Source organism: Mucilaginibacter sp., from assembly GCF_028288225.1.
GTDB lineage: Bacteria > Bacteroidota > Bacteroidia > Sphingobacteriales > Sphingobacteriaceae > Mucilaginibacter.
Genome location: NZ_JAQBOC010000023.1, coordinates 1 through 20,314, shown reverse-complemented (window position 1 = coordinate 20,314; position 20,314 = coordinate 1). Strand labels below are relative to the sequence as shown.

16 protein-coding genes, 1 tRNA gene and 1 pseudogene are annotated in these 20,314 nt (G+C 40.3%); 9 read left to right on the top strand and 9 right to left on the bottom strand.

What is annotated here, in order from left to right:
- Positions 1 to 141: 141 nt before the first annotated feature.
- Positions 142 to 215: transfer RNA gene (locus JWQ54_RS07315), tRNA-Asn, on the bottom strand.
- Positions 216 to 414: 199 nt separating this feature from the next.
- On the opposite strand from JWQ54_RS07315, the gene JWQ54_RS07310 reads away from it, so the two are divergent.
- The gene (locus JWQ54_RS07310) at positions 415 to 1,332 is read left to right on the top strand and encodes a PfkB family carbohydrate kinase (protein ID WP_299582358.1); all 918 of its coding nucleotides are present in this window, start codon (positions 415 to 417) and stop codon (positions 1,330 to 1,332) included.
- Positions 1,333 to 1,427: 95 nt separating this feature from the next.
- On the opposite strand, the gene JWQ54_RS07305 is transcribed toward JWQ54_RS07310, so the two are convergent.
- The 5 genes from JWQ54_RS07305 to JWQ54_RS07285 form a co-directional block, all read right to left on the bottom strand.
- Entirely contained in the window at positions 1,428 to 1,664 is a 237-nt protein-coding gene (locus JWQ54_RS07305; protein ID WP_299582355.1) for a cytochrome b5 domain-containing protein, read from the bottom strand.
- A 144-nt stretch (positions 1,665 to 1,808) separates the two neighbouring features.
- Positions 1,809 to 2,345: a sigma-70 family RNA polymerase sigma factor gene (locus tag JWQ54_RS07300; RefSeq protein WP_299582352.1), complete on the bottom strand. Its 537-nt coding sequence runs from the start codon at positions 2,343 to 2,345 to the stop codon at positions 1,809 to 1,811.
- Between the two features lie 267 nt (positions 2,346 to 2,612).
- A complete protein-coding gene (gene murB / locus JWQ54_RS07295; RefSeq protein ID WP_299582472.1) occupies positions 2,613 to 3,632 on the bottom strand; it encodes a UDP-N-acetylmuramate dehydrogenase in 1,020 nt (339 codons plus the stop codon).
- 379 nt (positions 3,633 to 4,011) lie between these two features.
- Positions 4,012 to 4,365, bottom strand: a complete 354-nt coding sequence (locus tag JWQ54_RS07290; protein ID WP_299582350.1) for a hypothetical protein — start codon at positions 4,363 to 4,365, stop codon at positions 4,012 to 4,014.
- Between the two features lie 5 nt (positions 4,366 to 4,370).
- Positions 4,371 to 5,084: a DUF4184 family protein gene (locus JWQ54_RS07285; RefSeq protein WP_299582347.1), complete on the bottom strand. Its 714-nt coding sequence runs from the start codon at positions 5,082 to 5,084 to the stop codon at positions 4,371 to 4,373.
- 1,026 nt (positions 5,085 to 6,110) lie between these two features.
- On the opposite strand from JWQ54_RS07285, the gene JWQ54_RS07280 reads away from it, so the two are divergent.
- From JWQ54_RS07280 to JWQ54_RS07265, 4 genes are all read left to right on the top strand, one after another.
- Positions 6,111 to 7,850, top strand: coding sequence for a hypothetical protein (locus tag JWQ54_RS07280; protein WP_299582344.1), 1,740 nt, complete (start codon positions 6,111 to 6,113; stop codon positions 7,848 to 7,850).
- Between the two features lie 41 nt (positions 7,851 to 7,891).
- Entirely contained in the window at positions 7,892 to 8,851 is a 960-nt protein-coding gene (locus JWQ54_RS07275) for a PIN domain-containing protein (RefSeq protein WP_299582341.1), read from the top strand.
- Positions 8,852 to 9,040: 189 nt separating this feature from the next.
- Positions 9,041 to 10,816, top strand: a complete 1,776-nt coding sequence (locus JWQ54_RS07270; RefSeq protein WP_299582338.1) for an AIPR family protein — start codon at positions 9,041 to 9,043, stop codon at positions 10,814 to 10,816.
- 268 nt (positions 10,817 to 11,084) lie between these two features.
- Complete coding sequence (locus JWQ54_RS07265) at positions 11,085 to 11,543, top strand: hypothetical protein (RefSeq protein ID WP_299582335.1); 459 nt, start codon at positions 11,085 to 11,087, stop codon at positions 11,541 to 11,543.
- 230 nt (positions 11,544 to 11,773) lie between these two features.
- Here the strand turns inward: JWQ54_RS07265 and JWQ54_RS07260 are convergent, their stop codons facing one another.
- Entirely contained in the window at positions 11,774 to 12,178 is a 405-nt protein-coding gene (locus tag JWQ54_RS07260; protein WP_299582332.1) for a hypothetical protein, read from the bottom strand.
- 375 nt (positions 12,179 to 12,553) lie between these two features.
- Here JWQ54_RS07260 and JWQ54_RS07255 point away from each other — a divergent pair, with 375 nt between their 5' ends.
- Positions 12,554 to 13,555: an SDR family oxidoreductase gene (locus JWQ54_RS07255; RefSeq protein WP_299582329.1), complete on the top strand. Its 1,002-nt coding sequence runs from the start codon at positions 12,554 to 12,556 to the stop codon at positions 13,553 to 13,555.
- 103 nt (positions 13,556 to 13,658) lie between these two features.
- Here JWQ54_RS07255 and JWQ54_RS07250 read toward each other — a convergent pair whose 3' ends face one another.
- Together JWQ54_RS07250 and JWQ54_RS07245 are read right to left on the bottom strand one after the other, a co-directional pair.
- Positions 13,659 to 14,210, bottom strand: a complete 552-nt coding sequence (locus JWQ54_RS07250) for a hypothetical protein (RefSeq protein WP_299582326.1) — start codon at positions 14,208 to 14,210, stop codon at positions 13,659 to 13,661.
- Between the two features lie 1,137 nt (positions 14,211 to 15,347).
- Positions 15,348 to 15,899 carry a lipocalin family protein gene (locus JWQ54_RS07245; RefSeq protein WP_299582323.1) on the bottom strand — a complete coding sequence of 184 codons (552 nt, stop codon included), beginning with the start codon at positions 15,897 to 15,899 and terminating at the stop codon, positions 15,348 to 15,350.
- A 244-nt stretch (positions 15,900 to 16,143) separates the two neighbouring features.
- Between JWQ54_RS07245 and JWQ54_RS07240 the strand changes: the two genes are divergently transcribed.
- From JWQ54_RS07240 to JWQ54_RS07230, 3 genes and pseudogenes are all read left to right on the top strand, one after another.
- Complete coding sequence (locus JWQ54_RS07240) at positions 16,144 to 18,576, top strand: bifunctional YncE family protein/alkaline phosphatase family protein (protein ID WP_299582320.1); 2,433 nt, start codon at positions 16,144 to 16,146, stop codon at positions 18,574 to 18,576.
- 379 nt (positions 18,577 to 18,955) lie between these two features.
- Positions 18,956 to 19,822, top strand: a complete 867-nt coding sequence (locus JWQ54_RS07235; RefSeq protein ID WP_299582317.1) for an aldose 1-epimerase family protein — start codon at positions 18,956 to 18,958, stop codon at positions 19,820 to 19,822.
- A 65-nt stretch (positions 19,823 to 19,887) separates the two neighbouring features.
- Positions 19,888 to 20,049, top strand: a pseudogene (locus tag JWQ54_RS07230) (DUF2200 family protein); the annotation flags it as partial.
- Between the last annotated feature and the right edge of the window lie 265 nt (positions 20,050 to 20,314).

Below are 20,314 nucleotides of genomic sequence, written 5' to 3'. Positions count from 1 at the left end.
AATTAGAGTTTACATATTATGAAAATTGTAATAAAAGCGAACATCCGGCCGTTCGGTTTTGAATTGCACATTAATGAATTTGAGCGATCCGGGAATAGCTAAAAATTAAATAAAAAAGCCCCACAGACATGTGGGGCTTTGCTCCTGAGGCTGGGCTCGAACCAGCGACCCTCTGATTAACAGTCAGATGCTCTAACCAGCTGAGCTACTCAGGAATCATTTTCCGGTTTGGAGTGTGCAAAAGTATCATTTCCCGCTTAATTACGCAACAACTCTTTAAAAAAAAATTAAAATTTATTTACTTCAACAAATTAGTGACTGAGTTAAAGCCTTTTAAATTTCAGTTCATACATTAAATTGGGATAATTGCGGCTTAATTTCATAATATTTGCAAAAACTTTTAATTACTATTTCATGAGTTTACTGGTTATTGGTACCGTTGCATTTGATGCTATTGAAACGCCCTTTGGCAAAACAGATAAAATTGTTGGCGGCGCCGCCACTTTTGCAAGTTTAGCAGCTTCTTATTTTTATGATAAGGTAAAAATTGTTGCCGTGGTTGGCGATGACTTCCCGCAGAGCTTTATTAAAGATTTTAACAATCATACTATTAATACAGAAGGCCTGCAAATAAAGAAAGGTGAAAAGTCATTCTTTTGGAGTGGCAAATATCATAATGATATGAACACCCGCGATACGCTGGTTACCGAGCTTAATGTGCTGGCTGATTTTGACCCCATCATCCCTGCATCGTACCAGGACTGTGAATACCTTATGCTGGGCAACTTAACCCCACAGGTACAGCAAACGGTTATTAACCGCTTAAAGAAGCGCCCCAAGCTGGTTGTAATGGACACTATGAACTTCTGGATGGATATTGCACTGGATGACCTGCTGGCTACCATTAAAATGGTTGACGTATTAACCATTAATGATGCTGAGGCACGCCAGCTCTCGGGCGAATACTCCTTAGTTAAAGCGGCTAATAAGATTTTAACAATGGGCCCTAAATACCTTATCATTAAAAAAGGTGAGCATGGTGCTTTACTGTTTGGCGAAGGAAAAATCTTTGCGGCCCCTGCCCTGCCGCTCGAAGAAGTATTTGACCCAACAGGCGCGGGCGACACCTTTGCAGGGGGCTTTATAGGCTATATGGCAAAAGTTGGTTCGGTAAATTTCGCAAATATGAAGAACGCTATTATTTTCGGCTCTGCGCTGGCATCGTTTTGTGTTGAAAAATTCGGCACCGAAAAGATCGTTAACCTTACACAGGAAGAAATTGCTGCCCGTGTGCAGGAATTTGTAAGCTTATCGAAGTTTGAGATAATTTGATGTCGGATATCGCATGTTCGATTTCGGATTTATAATTAGTAATTCCGAAAATTGCCTGCTGAATAAAAAACAATTCCGAAATCGAACATCCGAAATTAAAAAAGCTTTCCCACTACATCCAAATTCTGCAAAACCCATTCATCATGGGGGGCATCGCCAAGCTCGGCGGTAAGGTCCTGGCCGGCCCAGTGTTCGTAATGTTTTCCGTTGCGCCATAACCTGCTGCGCGATACATCATAGATCACCCCTTTATACGCTATCCATACTTCGGGCTTGTCCTGCCCGTTCCGCAAGGCAAGTTGTGATTTTGTATATGTGGGGAGTTGGTCCATGGGGTAAAGATAGGTGAAGGAGGTGAAAGGGGAAAGCTTAAAGCTGAAAGGCGTTGAACTACAAGGATCTGCTAACAAAAAAAAAGCCCGGATTAATTAATCCAGGCTCGGTATTTATAGGTAGATGGAACTGAAATTTTTTATTTAGTTTTCAGCGTAAACTGGTTTTGCAACACCGTTATCATAAGCTTTTAAGCTTTTCTTCAATAGCTTACGGGCAACGTGTATGCGGGTTTTAACTGTACCGATGGGGATTACTAAGTGATCGGCAATTTCATGGTATTTATGGCCCTCAAAATACATAGTGAAAGGCACATAATAGTCGGCAGGCAGCCTGTCTAATGCTTTTTTCAAATCATCCATCACAAACTTTGCTTCGCCCTGGTTTTTAGTTGAACTAAATACCAGGTTTGGTGAGCTGATCTCATCGCTCTTGGTAACAAAAGTGTTCATTTTTATAAACCGGCGGTAGTTGTTAATAAAGGTATTCTTCATTATTGTGTATAACCACCCCTTTAAATTTGTCCCCTCCTTAAACTTATTGTAATAAGTTATCGCCTTCAACATTGTATCCTGGACAAGGTCGTTAGCATCATCTGCGTCATGTGTAAAATGTAAGGCATAAGACCTTAGTGAGGTTGCCTGACGTAGTACTAGGGTGTTAAACTCAATCTTTGTCATACTGTTAACGTTTTGTATTAACACCTTGGCAAGCATAGTGCCATTTACAAATTACAAAATCTGCCGACCTAATCTCCATACAAGCATTAAGCGGCAAAAAACAGCGGTGTAATTATTACACTTAGATAAAATTCAATACCCTGATAAACAGCAAATTAAAAGACAATATAATGACAATGGCAACAAGTTGAATAACTTCACAGTGTAACAGAAATATTATAAACCGGGCGTGAAAATCGGGTGAAATTTTATTTTGGATAAAAATATTTAACTAATAATATTTACCTCGCGTTGTAGCATAACGCCAAATTTAGTGTACACACTGTCTATGATTTGCGACGAAAATGCATACACTTCCGCTCCGGAGGCCCCGCCATGGTTCACTAAAACCAGCGCCTGGTTCATCCATGTTCCGGTATTTCCAACCACTTTTCCCTTCCATCCGCACTGTTCAATGAGCCAGCCTGCGGCAAGTTTAACCAGGCCATCGCCTGCGGGATAGTTAACTACTTCCGGAAATTTGGCTTGAATTCCGCTAAACTGGTCAGCGCTGATTATAGGATTTTTGAAGAAACTCCCCGCATTGCCAATGGTTGACGGATCGGGCAGCTTGGATACCCGGATGTGCGAAACTACCTGCGATACATCTTTTAAGGTAGGTGATGTGATGTTCCGGTTTTTAAGCTCCAGCTCAATGGCGCCATATTTTAAATTAAAATTGGGCACAAGCGATAAATGGAACTTTACCGACACTATTATATACTGTCCCTTCAGCTCGCTTTTAAATATGCTCTCGCGGTATTCAAAACGGCAGTCGGCTTTGGTGAAGGTTTTAAAGGTGCCGGTTGCCAGCTCGAAAGCATTGCAGCTGTAAAAAACATCCTTCAGCTCCACGCCATAGGCGCCAATGTTCTGGATGGGCGATGCACCAACCGAACCCGGGATCAGGCTCAGGTTCTCCAGTCCGGCATATTCACGGGCCACGCAAAAGTTAACCAGGTCGTTCCATACCTCGCCGGCGCCGGCCTCCACATACACATCCTCATGACTGATCCTGTGTTCGATCCCCCTGATATTGATGCGGATCACTAGGCCTTCATAATCCTTTAACAGCAGCATATTGCTGCCTCCACCCAAAACAAGGTGTTCCATCTGCTTCCATTGCGGATCCATAAAAAGTTCAACAAGCTCATCCTTGTGGTTTATCTCCACAAAATACCTGGCTTTTGCCTCTACGCCGAAAGTGTTAAAGTTTTTAAGGGATACGTTTTCCTGGATCTGGAGCATGTTGTTTTTGATGTGCAAATATAAACTAAGATTTTTCACATAGTATTTATTTTTAAAAGGCGTTCAAGAGGGCTTCGCCGTTTATAGGATGTAAAGATTTTAGGATTTATGTGGGTAAGCAGTCGCTGCTTGCTTTATGTCATGTCGAATTTATTTCAGCACGATGTTTTACATTGAACGCGGGGTGGATGTCATTCTGAGTTGTTAAATCCCGAGGATTCTAAAGGATAAATGAAAAGCGCAGGCTGTCATGCTGCCCAGTCGAAGCAATGCGGGCAAAGGCCTCTGCACCATGCTTAGCACGTGGATAGGCCTCTGCGCACGTCGCCCTTCGACGGGGCTCAGGGTGACACCCCGCCCCCCTACTCGAAACGATCTGTCATGGGTAGGCACAAGCCCACCCGCTTGTTATTTTTGCTTTTTCCTCTCCACCATTCAACCTGCCCACTGCCAACTGAAAACTGCCAACTAACTTTTTTGCCTCGCCCTCCTTACGCGCAGCGAAGGGAGGGCAGGTCCAGCGAAGCGTCGACCGGGTGGGTAAATATGCGCGCGATAGTAACGCCAATGCACTGGCGCCAATGCATGGCGGCGAGGACTCACCCGACTTCGCTGCGCTGGTCGACCTCTCTTCGCTGCGCGTAAAGAGGTAAGGAAAAAATTCATTCTCCACCATACAACTGCTAACTGAAAACTGCCAACTAACTCCACCCTGCCCACTAAAAACTGCCAACTGAATCAATCTCCCAGCAACGCTGCAACAATCAGCCCCAGCAGTGCGCCGTCAATCACGGTGATGAGCACATCGCCATGCTGATGCAATTGCGTGCCGGTTGCCAGCTTAATGGCTACGGTTACCACCATAACCAATATTACCTGCAACCAAAAGGGCGCAATGTTATCGACCCGGGTTAGCTCCCCTTTTGGCAGCGTAAAATAAACCATTGCAATAATTAATGCCCCCGCCACAGTGCTGGCATATTGCAGAAAATGAAAAACATAAATACGGTGACCATAAAAATCAATGATCTGCTCCAGCGTCGGGAAATCATGCACAAACATGCCCTGCGGGTGCGTAAACCCATCCCAAACAATATGCGACGCGGCCCCTATTGCAACCGAAAGCAGAATAGCGATAAAATACCCCAGCGAGTAATAGGTGCGGAAGCCCATAAACCAAAAAAGTCGCCGGTTAAGTGCTGAAGGAAGGTGCGTTATCAGCTTGTCCTTAATATAAATTTCGTATAAAATTACCAGTATGTAGGCCAAAGGAATGTCGAACCAGACCAGGCCCTGCCAGGTATGACTATACCTGCTCACCAGCCGCATGCGCAAAAAATATTCAAAGTCGGGCACCAGGCTGCCAATTACCAGGCCCGTGGTTGAGAGCCAGCTTTTGGTGAGCTTCCCGAAAGGCAAAACAACGGCCGGATGCGCAAAAGTAAAAGGCATCCTCAAAGATACAATGGATGTGCGGATTTTGGATGTGCAGATATGCAGATGTGCGAATTTTGGATGTGCGGATGTGCAGATGTGCGAAATGATGTGGGAATTTTGGACGTGCGGATGTGGGGATTTAGATGTGCGGATTTCGGATGTGCGGATGTGCGGATAAAAAGATGTGCGGGTTTTGGATGTGAAGATCTATTTGGGCGTTTCCCCGATTTAAATCGGGGCCGCTCCGCTGACCAGCGGATTATACGGCACAGGCGTTAGGCGCATTTTTTGCACCCCATTAACCCGCTGCAAAATCACTGCCCACTGCAAACTACAAACTGCCAACTGAACCAGGGCCGGTATCCGCGCCAATCGCTAACGTGGGGGTTGGGTGCTGCACGGCAGGCGGGCTACCTAAACGCTCCAAAGGAGTCCTCCGGACGGAGCAAGAGAACTCCACCTCTTTGGCCGCTGCTGCATTCGCGCTGGAAGAGGTTTGATTTGTATAAAAACAGGATTTTATTTTTTATAATGCAATTTGGGAAGGGTGGGGATGGGGTATAGAGATATTGGATTACACCCCGTTCCGTTTTTGCGCGGAACGGGGTGGAACGCTGTGAAACACGCTCATTATCAGCGTTTTTAATTTTTCTTAAAATACAAGTAATTGATAATCAAGCAATAAAAAATTAATGCTTTTTGGAATACCGATGTAATTTGCTCATAATCAACATGTTCCGTTTTTTTGTTGATTAAAATTGATGGTTTTACCTGTTTAACTGAACAATGTGGCAGCACTTTATAAACAACATAGCCCGGCAATTAGCCAAGGCTACACAAGATAGTCATCCGTCAACGTATCAACGTATGCCTTCTTTCGCTAACACAAATTTAAAGGAAATTTATTTGAAAAAATACTTGCTTTTTATGACAGTACCTCGCGCCAGAATGCGAGGAAAATATCTATTAACGACCAGTAATTATTTTAAATTATAGTACATCGAATAAAAGCAATATATTTAAAAACCTAATATTATCACAATGAAATACATAGAGAGAATTCTAATTGAAAATGTTAAAGGAATTCAAAGACTGGAGATTAATGATCATTTAATCCCAAATAAGCCCGTCATATTCGTTGCGCCAAATGGATTTGGAAAAAGTTCATTTGCTTATGCCTTCAACAAGCTAACCAAAAAAGGTATTATTCTTGACGATGAAACATACTATAAAAACAATGAAGATAATAAACCTAAGATAGAATTAAGATTTGTAAATGATGACCGGTCAGTTTGTGTAATAATTGCTGACGAAACACAAAATCAAATTAAAGACCATTTTGGTGTTCATGTAATAAACAGTCTGCTGATTTCCAAGCATACTCAAAAAACTGTCCCTGGTATACCTAGAGCAGTTGTTAAATCTTCAATTACGATTAATCCCATTATTCTTATTGAGAAAATACCTAATAAAGAAAACTTCTCGTATTCACCTAAAAACATGAAGGAAGAGTTCGGCTCGAATGGGAAAATACTTTTTAACATATCTGAAATTTTGAATGATACACATTTGATGGTCGAATTACAAAACAATGTTCAATTTGATAAATTTGGGGGCGTGAGAATCGATAAGTTTTTGAATAATGTAAAGGATAGGATTAATGCGTTTAAGGGCACTTCACAAGAGATTTTACAAAAAGTCAACGATGAATTTGAAGAAACTATAATAAATTCCGAACCTCTAATAGATATTTCAAAAATCTTAAAAAAGCATTGTGAGTTTGATAATGCCGAAGTATTGCTTGCTATATTTCAGCTAATAGAAATCTATAGAAATGATAGTAAAAAATTTAAAACCACTTTAAAATATTATGAATTTATAAACGAAAAACAAATATATGATGATATGTTTAGCTTCTTTAATGCAACATGGAAGACTTTACGACCTAAAGTTGTCGATGCTCAATTAGTAGTGGAATTCCCAAAAGCTAATCAAATTTCTAATGGTGAAAGAGACGTAATTAGTTTTATATCATCTTTAATACGCTGCAGTAGAAATTTAAATGGTGCAAAAAATATTTTGATTATAGATGAGGTTTTTGATTATCTAGATGATGCTAATTTAATTGCAACTCAATATTATATTTCTGTATTAATTCAAAAATTTAAAGATGAAGGTAGAATAATAATCCCCATAATATTAACGCATTTAAATCCTTATTACTTCAAAAATTTCAGATTTCAGAAACTTCAAGTCTGCTATCTTGATAAACACAGATTTAAAAACAATGTTAGCCTACATAAAATTGTCTTGAATAGAGAGGAAATTTCTATTAAGAGGCCTTTGTCTAAATACTTTTTACATTATGATCCGGGAAATTGCGATCTGACAATAGAGTTTACTGCATTGAACTTGGATTTAGCATATTGTAAATCGATAAACTTCAAAAGGTTAGTCGAGAATGAATTAAATCTATATATAGCCAATCAGAATTATGATCCAATTTCAATTTGTTGTGCCGTACGAATTAAAATTGAAGAGAAAGTATACAATTTATTGCCGACTGCCGAGCTAAAAGTTGCATATATCGACACGTTTGAAACAGATGCAAAACTTGCTTTTGCAGAAGAAAATGGCGCAATATTTTCTGAGGTGTATAATTTATTAGGTCTAATATATAATGACGGGCTGCATTTCAGTAATGGCGTAGACAAAATAACACCAATTTGTAGTAAGCTAAACAATAAAACGATTAAAAATATGATTCAGCAATTGTCGTAACAATTATCGCATCCTTTTTACTAGAACTGGTTTAACCTTGTATGAAAAGAAATTTATATATTGACACAAATATCTTTCTAACCTTTTTTCATTTTTCGAATGAAGATTTAGAAGAATTGAAAAAACTTGTCGCTTTGATTAACACAGGGAACATTAGGTTGTATCTTCCAGAGCAAACGAGGAATGAATTTAATAGAAACAGGGAGGTTAAAATATCGGATTCCCTTGACAAGTTAAGGTCATCAAAACTGTCAAATCAGTTTCCGATGATTTGCCATTCATATAGTGAATATGAGATAATGCAAAAAGCAATTAAACAATATGAAAACAACAAAATAAAACTATTAGAAAAGTTGCAACATGATGCGGAAAATGCCACGTTGTTAGCCGATGAAGTATTAAACCAATTATTGGACAAAGCAGAAAACATTGAAACTACTCATGAAATATTAAATACTGCAATTACTAGGTTTAATATTGGTAATCCACCTGGTAAGGATAAATCTTATGGAGACGCAATAAATTGGGTTAGTTTAATTGAGTATTTACCCATTGACGAAGATTTATACTTCATATCGGAAGACAAAGATTACTATTCAAAACTAAACGAAAAGAATTTCAATGACTACTTAATTAAAGAATGGAAATCCAAGAAGAAGTCTAATTTACATTATTTTAAAAGGCTATCTGAATTTTTCAAAAAGCATTATCCCGACATCGAAATTTCCAGCGAAACAGAAAAAGAAATTATTATTAGAAATTTAAACGAGGCATATTCATTTGATGGCGCAAAAGGCGCAATTAGTCGCCTAAGAAATTTTGACAGTTTTTCAATAACCCAACTAAATGAAATCACAAATGCATTTTCAACAAATACGCAAATTTATTGGATCAAAAATGATTATGTTGTTTCGAATGCACGAAGAGAAATTATTGAAGCAAATAGTGATAGAATAGATAGTGCTATTTATTCCTGCTATAAAGATAAATTTGATATTTAGTTTTAAAACCCAATTATAACCCTTTAGCTGAAAAATTCCATAAATATAAATTTGCGGATTATGGGGAGTATGTAATAGATATATTAAAACGGATTTGTGATGTAAGCGTAAAAACAATGACAATAATTAATCAAATGACAGACATATAAATTAATAGATATAATGGTGGTTAAATTTTGATTTCTGAATATGGAACACAAATATAAAATGTTAATTTCTGTGTTAGATAAGTTATGTGGCGAAGCCCCTTCATCGTACAAATCTTATAAACCCAATAAGGAGAATATTGAAGAAGTCCAACATGCGAGGTCACTGGGATTTATTCATTTACTATTAAAAGTTAAATTTGGAATTGCTGATTTTTTATTGAGACATAAACAAATAACTGATGGACCTTATGATGGGGGGCTAGATGCCTTTCATATAGATTTTGAATTAAAAAAGCTGTATCTCATTCAGACAAAGTTTCGCAACAATTCAAAAAACTTTGATAATAAATCTATAAATGCCGAAGAATTGATGCGAATGGAAATCGCACGAATAACAAAAGGTGAACAAACGGATAGTAATGGCAATCTTTTTAATGAAAAAGTAATAGCATTTCAAAAAGAACTAATTAAGATAAGGGATATTGCTAAATACGACTATATAGTTTTATTGTTAGGAAACGTATATAAATATAATGATGAACAAATAAGGAGATTAATTGATAACACGCATTATGAAATCTATGATGCTGAAAAAGCATATGATAAACTTATTTTTCCTCTTACCACTGGTACTTATTACGATCCGGATGAGATAGTTATAACCATAGACTTAGTAAATAAAGAAAGGCCAAGACTTAAACAAACTATTGAAACTGATTATGGCAATTTTGAAGTTAACGCCATTTTTGTTCCAACTTATGAAATAGGTAGAATTTTATCACATTATAAAAATGCAATACTAAAATTTAACCCAAGAAATTTCCTCTCTCTTCAGAAAAAAAGCGTGAATGAAAATATTCGTCATTCAATAACGAACCAAGAAAAAAACAATTTTGCAATACTTAATAATGGAATAACTATCCTTTCCGTCAACTTTTATCTTACTGAAAGTAGTGGAAAACAGAACGAAGGACAACTTATTTTAACAAAACCTCAAATTCTAAATGGTGGTCAAACTGCTTATACTTTAAGTACAATTTATGATGAATTTCTAAATAAGCCAAATAATCCTTTAATAGGGAAAGAAGTGTTATTAAAAATTATAACCCCAATTAAACAATCGTCGGATTTTGACCCCCGCTTCATAGAACTCATCAGTAACGCTACAAATCAACAAAATGAAGTGAGCGAAGCTGATAGAAGGTCGAATCATGATATACAAATTTTTATTCAGAAGAGACTATATAATGAATATGGTTATCTATATGAAAGAAAATCCGGTGAATTTCATGATGGCATTTTCAATGGTTTTATAGATATTAAATATGTAATTGATAGATTAAAATTTATTAAAGCTTATTGGGCATACAAAGGTGAACCTGCCGCTGCAAGACGAACGAGCGAAAAGATAATATTTAAAGAAGAAACTTTTTTTTCAATACTTCACGATGAAAATAATTACCACGAAATGCTTTTTGCTTTTTTATTGTTTTCAGAATTGGAACAAATTGAAAACACCTTTAAACGTAAATCAGACAGCGTTAATAAATATGGCTATTCTTTACTCTATGGTAAGTGGGCTGTTGTTGCATCTATTGGACTTTTAAAGCCAATTATAAAACGGCAATCGAATGAGATTTTTGATCAGGTAAAAGAATTTGTCGAAAAGCGATTAACTAAATGGAAGGAATTTGACGAATTTATTAAAGATAAACATGCAGAAACCAATTACTTTAATGTTGATGCACGGAATTACGAACTTTATTATAAAGTTAATTTGTTAGACGAGGATATAAAAGAATTTTTTTTAAAATGACCTATTCCCCGCTTCCGGAAGGCTCTGCCTTGTGGCGCCCAGCTACCGCAAGTGCTTTTCGCTGCCGCAAGGCTCTCCCTTGTGGCTCGCAGGACAGGTAGCCCACCTGCTGGTTATAAGAGAAGCGTTTGCTTCTTTCTACTTGGGTATCGGGAAACTATATTCTTCAAAATCGTACCGATAACCCATTTAATTTAAACATTTTTGTTCTGTCGCGTCAAGTTTTTATAAGGACAATACAATTAAAAGGCTTTTACAGATCATTAAAATGAAAATAAATTTTAGCAACTTTTTGCCCCTGCTTATTTTAGAAATTACCTCCTGTAGCCAAAAAAGTCCGCTGAAATTTAAAGTTGATATTGCTCCATATTTTGATGCGGTAAATTGTTTGAATCAAAACCACCAGGTAATATTGAAATCAGCGGATCCCAAAGGGGAAGGAGTACTGCTTTATCCAGATGATTTGAAGAAAAATAAGATGTGTAAGGATATATTGAAATTGTTAAATCGGGATTCAATAGAATATTTATATTATTATAAAGATAGCGCAGTTGCTTTCTATCAAAAAGGAAGTGATGGAGTATTAGCTAAACAATATATTTTAATGTTTGCTGATAAGGCAGCATCAATAGATAAGAAAATTGGTTCTGATATTGAAATAATTAATAAGGAACATAAAAAATATTGGTGTTATAAATTGGAAAAAAATATTGGATTGGCGAATTAGATTACTTCCATTTTGGCTTAAGTACGCAAAGATTGCCCGCAATGGCGCGAGTATCAAAACCAGAAAAGAGGTGAACTATCCATAACTTATGAAAGTCTTTTTATACTATTCCTACCGATACTGTCCGGAAGATTGTAAAAAAGCGGAGTCCTGTGCGATTCCCCGTCTGCCGCAGTGCCCCACTGTGGCCACTCACAGGCATGCCACATACCGGCCGGATTGACAACTGTTTATGACAAAGCCGTGGATAAAGCACCCACACCCCTCATTTTCAAAGTGTAAACCAGCGCACCAATAACTATAAAAAGATGGGCAACAAGGCCCGGGGCAATTTTACTGAAAGCAACCACGCCCATATATGCTGCTGAACCATCAACAACCATACTTATGAGATGTGATAGCAGGTTAACAATAAGTATAGCTTTCAAAGCCGTTGAATCGGGCTGCTTGTATACCAGTAAATTCAGGATACCCAGGCATAAATCAACGCCGCCTACAGATCGCAGCATTTGTGATGTTTGAGGTGTAGGGATTATGCCAAAATTTGTTGCTGCAAACACAGGGAAGAACAACATCATACCGCCAAACAACAAACCAAGAATGGCTGTGATGATAAGGAAAACAGAACGTTTCATTTTTTAATTGTGATTAATTTGGTTGAAATAAAAGTAAAAATATTTTTTGAATTTTACAATCGTTTATTATTGCAATGCCCGGCGTTTATTGCGGTTATCGCTGTTGCCACAAATCCCCCCCGCTTGCTGCACACCAACTATCCCCCTGCAGCCACAAGCATTTTTCAATAAATCAAGATAGCACTATAATCCTTCCTTACCTGACGCCAGGATCCGGACCAGAAAAGAGGTGGACTATCACCTATGCATTTTTCACCCACTATTCCATTTCCCCAGCTGCCACGACGCGCTTGCGACAGCTGAGGAATAAACTCTCTAAAATTAAAAACCAATCGTTCAGGGAATTGTATTTAATTATAAATTAAAAATATCGCCATGAATGAAAATGATAAAATTACCCGCCGCAAAATTATCAGTGGTTTGAGGGCCGGATTTGCCGATATGGCGGTTAGCCCGGTTTTGGGGTCGGCCGGCAGCCCTAAATCAGCTCCGCCGCAAAAACCGGATGATCCAACTACCAAATATCCCAAACCTCCGTTTAACGAACAATCGCAGCCCTGGCCGGGCCTGGCAAGCAAAATGAACCCGCGACCCGATCATGGCGAAACCAGCTATAAAGGATCGGGCCGGCTGGCAGGCCGGAAAGCACTGATAACCGGGGGCGACTCTGGCATGGGCAGGGCTGCAGCTATTGCCTATGCGCGCGAAGGTGCTGATGTAGCTATTAACTATTTCCCTACCGAAGAACCCGATGCACAGGAAGTGATAAAGCTGATAAAAGCCGAGGGCCGAAAAGCCATGGCTATCCCCGGCGACCTGCGCGACGAGGCATTTTGTAAAAAGCTGGTTGACGAAGCTGTGAAAGGCCTTGGCGGATTGGATATAGTGGTGAACAACGCGGGCAGGCAGCAAAGCCATCAGTCAATCCTTGACATCAGTACCGAACAGTTCGACTGGACGATGAAGACAAATATTTATGCGCCTTTTTGGATAATTAAAGCAGCCTTGCCGCACCTGCAGCCCGGTTCGGTAATAATAGGTACCACTTCCGAACAGGCCTATGATCCCACCCCTGATCTTTACGACTATGCCCAAACAAAAGCTGCCACCATGAATTATGTAAAATCACTTGCAAAGCAACTTGCCCCGAAAGGCATCCGGGTTAACGGTGTTGCTCCCGGCCCGATCTGGACGCCATTGCAGGTTAGCGGTGGTGCCACCCAGGAAAAATTAAAAAATTTTGGCGGCCAAACCCCAATGGGCAGGCCGGGGCAACCGGTTGAGCTCGCTTCTATATATGTACAGCTTGCTGCTGCTGATGCCAGCTATGCAACCGGCCAGGTATATGGCTCATCAGGCGGGGCCGGGCAGCCTTAATAAGCATTGCTAATCCCGGTGCGGTATTTGTGCCGGGATCAGTATTATTTCAAAACTCAATACAACTTGTCATACCCACCCCAGAAAAGCCATTCCTCACCCTCTAATACCACGGCTCCAGCCGCTTCAAATCATGGCTGCTGATTTCCCTAACATCCCTGTCGGTGTACCAGGGAATTCTTACTATACAGCTTACATTGGTTTCGAGGCTATTGGACGATATGTCGAAATCATACCTGGGGTTCGTTGCTGAAAGGAACTTTACTTCCTTGGTATTGTCAATAAAACTGAACAGCACATTTATCATCCCAATACAGCCCCTGTGATTTTCAACAACATAACGCAGCAGCACCGGTGTGGGGTCATATACATAAGTGTAGCCCCGCGGATCGGTCATATCCCGCCCCAGTTCATTTTTCGCTAATTCAACATCGTGGGCTTTGATCTGATCTATCGATTCGAACTGCCTGAATTGCGGGTACAGGTCCATCTGCATAAGGGGAAACACCGATTTACTTTCATCTTCCTCATCATCGTTATACAGGCGCCGGTATTGCGTATAATGTCCTGATGCCCGTCCGGGGTGGTCATAATGAAATGTAAATTCTGCAAAAAGGTGTTCTGTTTTTGTGTAGATTTTAAGGGTTCTGTCCATGAGTAAGGTATAGCGTTGAATAAGAAACAAATTATCTCCTAATGTAATGCTATTTCTTTATTTTATGTAGGGTGATTAGGTATAAAAATCAACAATGAGGCTGTTTCAAAAGGGATATTCTCAAAAAATGGACAGAATTACATTTTGCGCAAATCAAATTCTCTGTTACTCTGTGTATTCTTTGTGTCCTCCGTGGTAAAAAATTAACCACAGAGGGCGCTGAGAAGTCGCAGAGAGCACGGAGACCAAATATTATTTTGTTTAGAAATTTACAAAAAGACTTTTGAGACTGCCTCTGCCCCCTTGTAGAAAAATATAATAACAAATGTTTTGCCTCGTAGAGGTTACCCTTTGTCCGCAAGACCTTTAGACCGGTGAAGGGTAGACTCTACGAGTCAAACAAGAATGGATTTGTGCTTCTACAAAAGGGCAGACCCGATGGGTCATAGCGCAAACAGGGCTATTAATAAGTCCCGCTGTAATGCTATTTATTTTTTGTGGGGGTGGGGAGTGGGAATAATTAAAAAATATCGGACACCGAATAATGAATGTTGAATAATGAAGTGAGCTTCGGGATTCGGAAGAATCTAAAAAAGCAGCGGGCGGTACGATTATGAATATTATACTTTGTTTTTATATGATACCACTGCTAATCAAGCGTAAAAGCTTGGCGCAGAGACCCCTCCATACAAACCCTCCCAGGGGAGGGAATCGCACAGGGCGCCCGCTTTTAAAAGCTTGCAAACTTTATTGAAATTGCCTGCCAGCTGTCCGGCAGGATCAAAAAAAGCCTGGCCTGTGCGATACCTCCCCCTAAATTTAGGGGAAGGAGGAGGATGGGGTAAAAACACGCGACAGGTTACCTGCATGCATTGTCGCCAGTGCATTGGCGTGAATATCGCACGCACATCTACCGTCCCGGTCGACTCCGCTAGCCAGCGGATGGACCTGCCCTCCCTTTGCTGCGCACAAGGAGGGCCAAAAAAATTGACTTATTGGCATTGGGCGGAAGCATTTTTTATAATCCTGCAATAGGTTTACACATTAATATACTGCTGTTCCACCTTGTTCCGCTTTCCGGCAAAATTCACTGTTCACATGGAACAGCACTTTTTATCCTTCCACGATTGCAATACCTCAATATAACCTGTCATGTTTATCCCAAACCAGTTTGTTAACATCATACCCAAGGCTTTTAGCCTTATCCAGGTACCCGGTTTTTACAGACTCAGGGATTGTTTTTTCGCGCGATAAGATCCACATATAGTTCAGATCATTCCCGGCTATTAAGGCATAGCGATAGTTTGGGTCGACAGCTATAATATTATACCCGGAATAAAATGGCCCGAAAAAGGAAACCTGTAACCTGGCCGTAGCGGGGTCGTCAACAAACTTTGCTTTGCCTATACTTTGTTTCCATTCGTTTTTAACATAATTATAGCCCTTGTTATCAACCTTTATCAGCCCGTCATCCCTAAGGGAATAAGTCGCGGTTACGTTATCCAGGTTCTTTTCGTACTTAAAATCCATCCGTGCTATCTCGTACCATTTACCAAGGTATTTGTCCTTATCAAAGGGCTTTACCGGCACTGCACATCTTGGAATAGAAACCCGGGACGTAAACTTCAGTGCAACTGCTGCTGCGCCAACCCCGGCGGCCAATGCAAATTGCCATTTCTTAAGTTTCATATTCGCTGTTTAATTTACTATCAACTCCAGTTTAGTTAACCCGGTCGGGCTATTAATTGTTTTAACCTGTTGTGAACACAATGTCATTTAAATTAAATAATGTCCTGATTAATATTGTCACTATAGTTATCATCTCTAGCAAAGGCAGCATCATTCTTAACAGCCAATTCGTTACATTAAGTTTTTGTTAACCCACTCTATCCCTCAAAACCATTCCGTATTTTTGAATACAATTTATCATCCTATGAAACTAAAACTGACCATTTGTATTGCTGCTATTAGCATAAGTTTACAATCTTTCGCTCAAACACCGGGGAAGATAACAGCCACTAACCAGGTATTACTACCCAATGGCTGGAAGTTGAGCCCGGCTGGCCGCTCGTTACCCCTTGGCGATCTGCCTTTAAATATGCAGCTATCTGCTTCGGGCAGGTTACTGGCGATTACCAACAACGGGCAAAGCACACAGTCTATCCAGCTGATTGATCCCAAAACCGAAAAGCTGCTGGATGAAAGGGTCATTAAAAAATCATGGTATGGCCTGGCGTTTAGCAGGGACGAAAAAACGCTGTATGCATCAGGCGGGAATGATAACCGCATTCTTGTTTACCCTATCCAAAACAACAAAATAGGCGCTGCTGATACCATTACGTTAGGCGCATCGTGGCCAAAAAATAAGATCTGCACAACCGGTATTGCCGTTAACAAAAGTAATACCCGTTTATATACCGTTACCAAGGAAGACAGCGCTTTATACGTGATTGAGCCCGCCAGCCATAAAATAATAAAAAGGGTAAAACTGGCTGCCGAAGCCTATAGCTGCATCCTATCCCCCGATGAAAAAACGCTGTATATTTCCATTTGGGGCGGCGATGAAGTAAGCTGTTACAGTACAGTAACCGGTGCCGTAAGCAATATAAAAACCGGCAGTCACCCCAACGAGCTTTTGCTGAATAAAAAAGGGACCTGGCTGTTTGTGGCAAACGCAAATGATAATTCAGTTTCGGTTATAAATACCGTTACCCGTAAAACAAGCGAGATCATTTCCACCTCGCTTTATCCTACCAAACTAACCGGCTCAACAAGCAACGGACTCGCATTATCAGCCAATGAAAAAACGCTTTATATAGCCAATGCCGATAACAATTGCCTGGCGGTATTTGATGTTAGCATCCCCGGCAGCAGCAAAAGCCTGGGATTTATCCCGGTTGGCTGGTATCCTACCAATGTAAAAACGCTGGGCAGCAAAATACTGGTAGCCAATGGCAAGGGCTTTACATCAATGGCCAACCCAAAAGGCCCGCAACCGGTTAAAAAGACAGATAACAGCGGCTATCAGAAAGGAGCGCTTAACAGCAGGGAACAATATATAGGCGGATTATTCAAGGGCACATTATCATTTATTGATGCGCCAAATGAAACTCAGCTTAAAGGCTTCACCAAACAGGTTTATGCCAATACGCCTTTTAATAATAAAATAGCAGCCACTGCTGCCGGCGAGGCAGGCAATCCTATCCCGCGCAGACGGGGTGAGAAATCGCCAATAAAACATGTGTTCTACATTATAAAAGAAAACCGTACTTACGACCAAGTTTTGGGCGATATGCCAAAAGGTAATGGCGATACCTCACTGTGCATTTTTGGCGCTAAAGTTACACCAAACCTTCATGCTATTGCCAATGAGTTTGTTTTGCTGGATAATTTTTATGTTGATGCCGAAGTGAGCGCCGATGGCCATAACTGGAGCATGGCTGCCTACGCTACCGATTTTGTTGAAAAAACATGGCCGACAAGTTATGGCAGTCGCGGCGGTAATTATGATTTTGAAGGGTCTCGTCCGGCGGCTTATCCGCGCGACGGTTTTATCTGGGATTATTGCAAACGGGCCGGTTTAAGCTATCGCACCTATGGCGAGTTTGTTGATGACGGCAAGCCAAATATTAAATCGTTAAGAGGCCACTACTGCGCACAGGCGCCTGGCTTTGACCTGAGTGTTACCGATATAAAACGCGAAGAGGTTTGGGCCCATGATTTCGATTCATTGCTCAGCATAAATGCCGTACCCCAGTTTAACACCATCAGGATTAGTAATGACCATACCAGCGGACAAAAAAAGGGCGCCATATCGCCCATTGCCGCAGTTGCTGATAACGACCAGGGTGTTGGCCGCTTTTTAGCGCATTTGTCACAAAGCCCTATCTGGAAGGAGTCGGTAGTGTTTGTATTGGAGGATGATGCCCAAAATGGCCCCGATCATATTGATGCTCACCGCTCGCCGGTATTTGTTGCCGGGCCGTATGTAAAACGGAATGCGGTTATTCACAGCATGTACTCCACTTCGGGTGTATTGCGAACCATTGAGCTGATATTGGGCCTGCCACCAATGAGCCAGTACGATGCCTCGGCCCTGCCCCTTTATGAGTGCTTTACCGGCAAGCCCGATTTTTCGCCATATGAGGTAAAAACTGCACAAGTTGATCTTGAACAACGTAATATTGCGGTTAATGAAAGCAGTAAACGGTCGCAGCTTTTCAATTTTGCAAAAGAAGACGCCATACCTGACCTGGATTTGAACGAGGTAATATGGAAATATGTAAAAGGCGAGAACGCGGTTTTACCCGCCCCAAAACGCAGTGCCTTTGTAATTTTGGAGAAGAAGAAAAAGGATGACGATTAGCCCCCTAACCCCCTAAAGGGGGAATTGTTATAGCCAAAAGTATCGGGATGCCCTCTTGAGGATAAAGAATATTAGTTGAAAAAAAAGCCATGCGTAATAAATACACATGGCTAACTATTAATTAAAAGCTATCTGTTGCTAAATAACTCGCTGTATAGACAATGGTAAAAGGTTTTGGTTTAAAAGTGTTTACTCTATTTAGGAATTATTTTTAATTGGTCACCGCTGCAGCAATTTGATGCGCGGAATGGTTAGCATTGGTTCAATTTTCAACATAGTCAATGCTTATTAGCACATCTTTACATTCGCACACACATCCACATAATTTCAAAAACAAATTCATAATTTAGGGAGTTTTAACACCAATACATCAAAGCCTATGGCCATATTAGAAAACGACTTTCTAAAAGTAGAAGTAAGTGCAAAAGGAGCACAGCTTACTTCTGTTTATAACAAAGAAACCAAAACCGAACATCTGTGGCAGGCCGACCCAAACATTTGGCCATGGCATGCGCCAAACTTGTTCCCGGTTGTAGGCGGTTTAATAAATGATGAGCTATTGGTTGACGGCACGGCTTATCACATGGGCAGGCATGGATTCGCACGGCAGTCGGAATTTATTTTGCTGGAGAGTGACGAGGTACATGTCGTGTATTCGCTTCCAAACTGCGAAAAAACCTTGCAGGTATATCCTTATAAATTTGATTTCCAGGTGCTATATACACTAATTGATAATGCTTTGCGGTTAACTTACAAGCTCATCAATCACGATAAAAAGACCATTTACTTTTCTGTGGGGGGGCACCCGGCTTTCAGGGTTCCATTTAATGCAGGCGAAAAGTACGAAGATTATTACCTGGAGTTTGAAACAGAAGAAAAACTGGTAACCCACCTGCTTTCACCCGAAGGCTTTTTTACCGGGGAAACCCACCCTGTTGATACGCCAAAAAACAGGTTGTATTTAACCAGGGAGATGTTTAAGGATGATGCGCTGGTTTTTAAAAATATTAAATCGCGCGAGGTGTGCATCAGGAGCGATAAACATGACCAGTCCGTTTCGGTTGAGTTTCCGCACTTTAATTATTTAGGCATTTGGGCTAAGAGCGGCGCCGATTTTGTTTGCATTGAACCCTGGCTTGGCTGTGCAGATACTGCAGGCAAGCATGTGGACATCAACAAAAAGGAAAATGTGCAGCATTTAAAAACGGGTCATGTTTTTGAAGCCGCGTATTTCATCAGTGTTTAACGAGAGAGTTGATTGAGTTGGATTAAGTTAGACTAAGTTGAATAAGTTTATGACAACTGATCCTGCCCGCAATTAACCCAAATTCTTCACTCATCACTGGCCTAATCTGCGGTTATCGTGTAGAAGATATTGAGAATCCGCTTACGCAACAGGTGCGATATCTGGACAAGCTGGTCGATGAGCTTGCCAAAGGCAAAAAGATCGAGAAAATATTAAGAAGTACATAAATACTCGATGCGTTTCCTCGCGGTTTGACTGATAGCGCAACTGGGATAGGATGCTTATTAGATAAAGCGGTCGTAATGGCTAATATCTAAAGTCCGATTTTTAATTTTTAAATTCAACATGAACGAGTATTTTTTGATGTTTTTAATAAAAGAGAATCAATTTAAATTTTACAAATTGAAGATCCAATTCGTTATCAGTAATGAACATTAAGGTTGCACTAAAAATTGCGAAATGGCACCAGCATTTATATTGAAAGAACTTGAA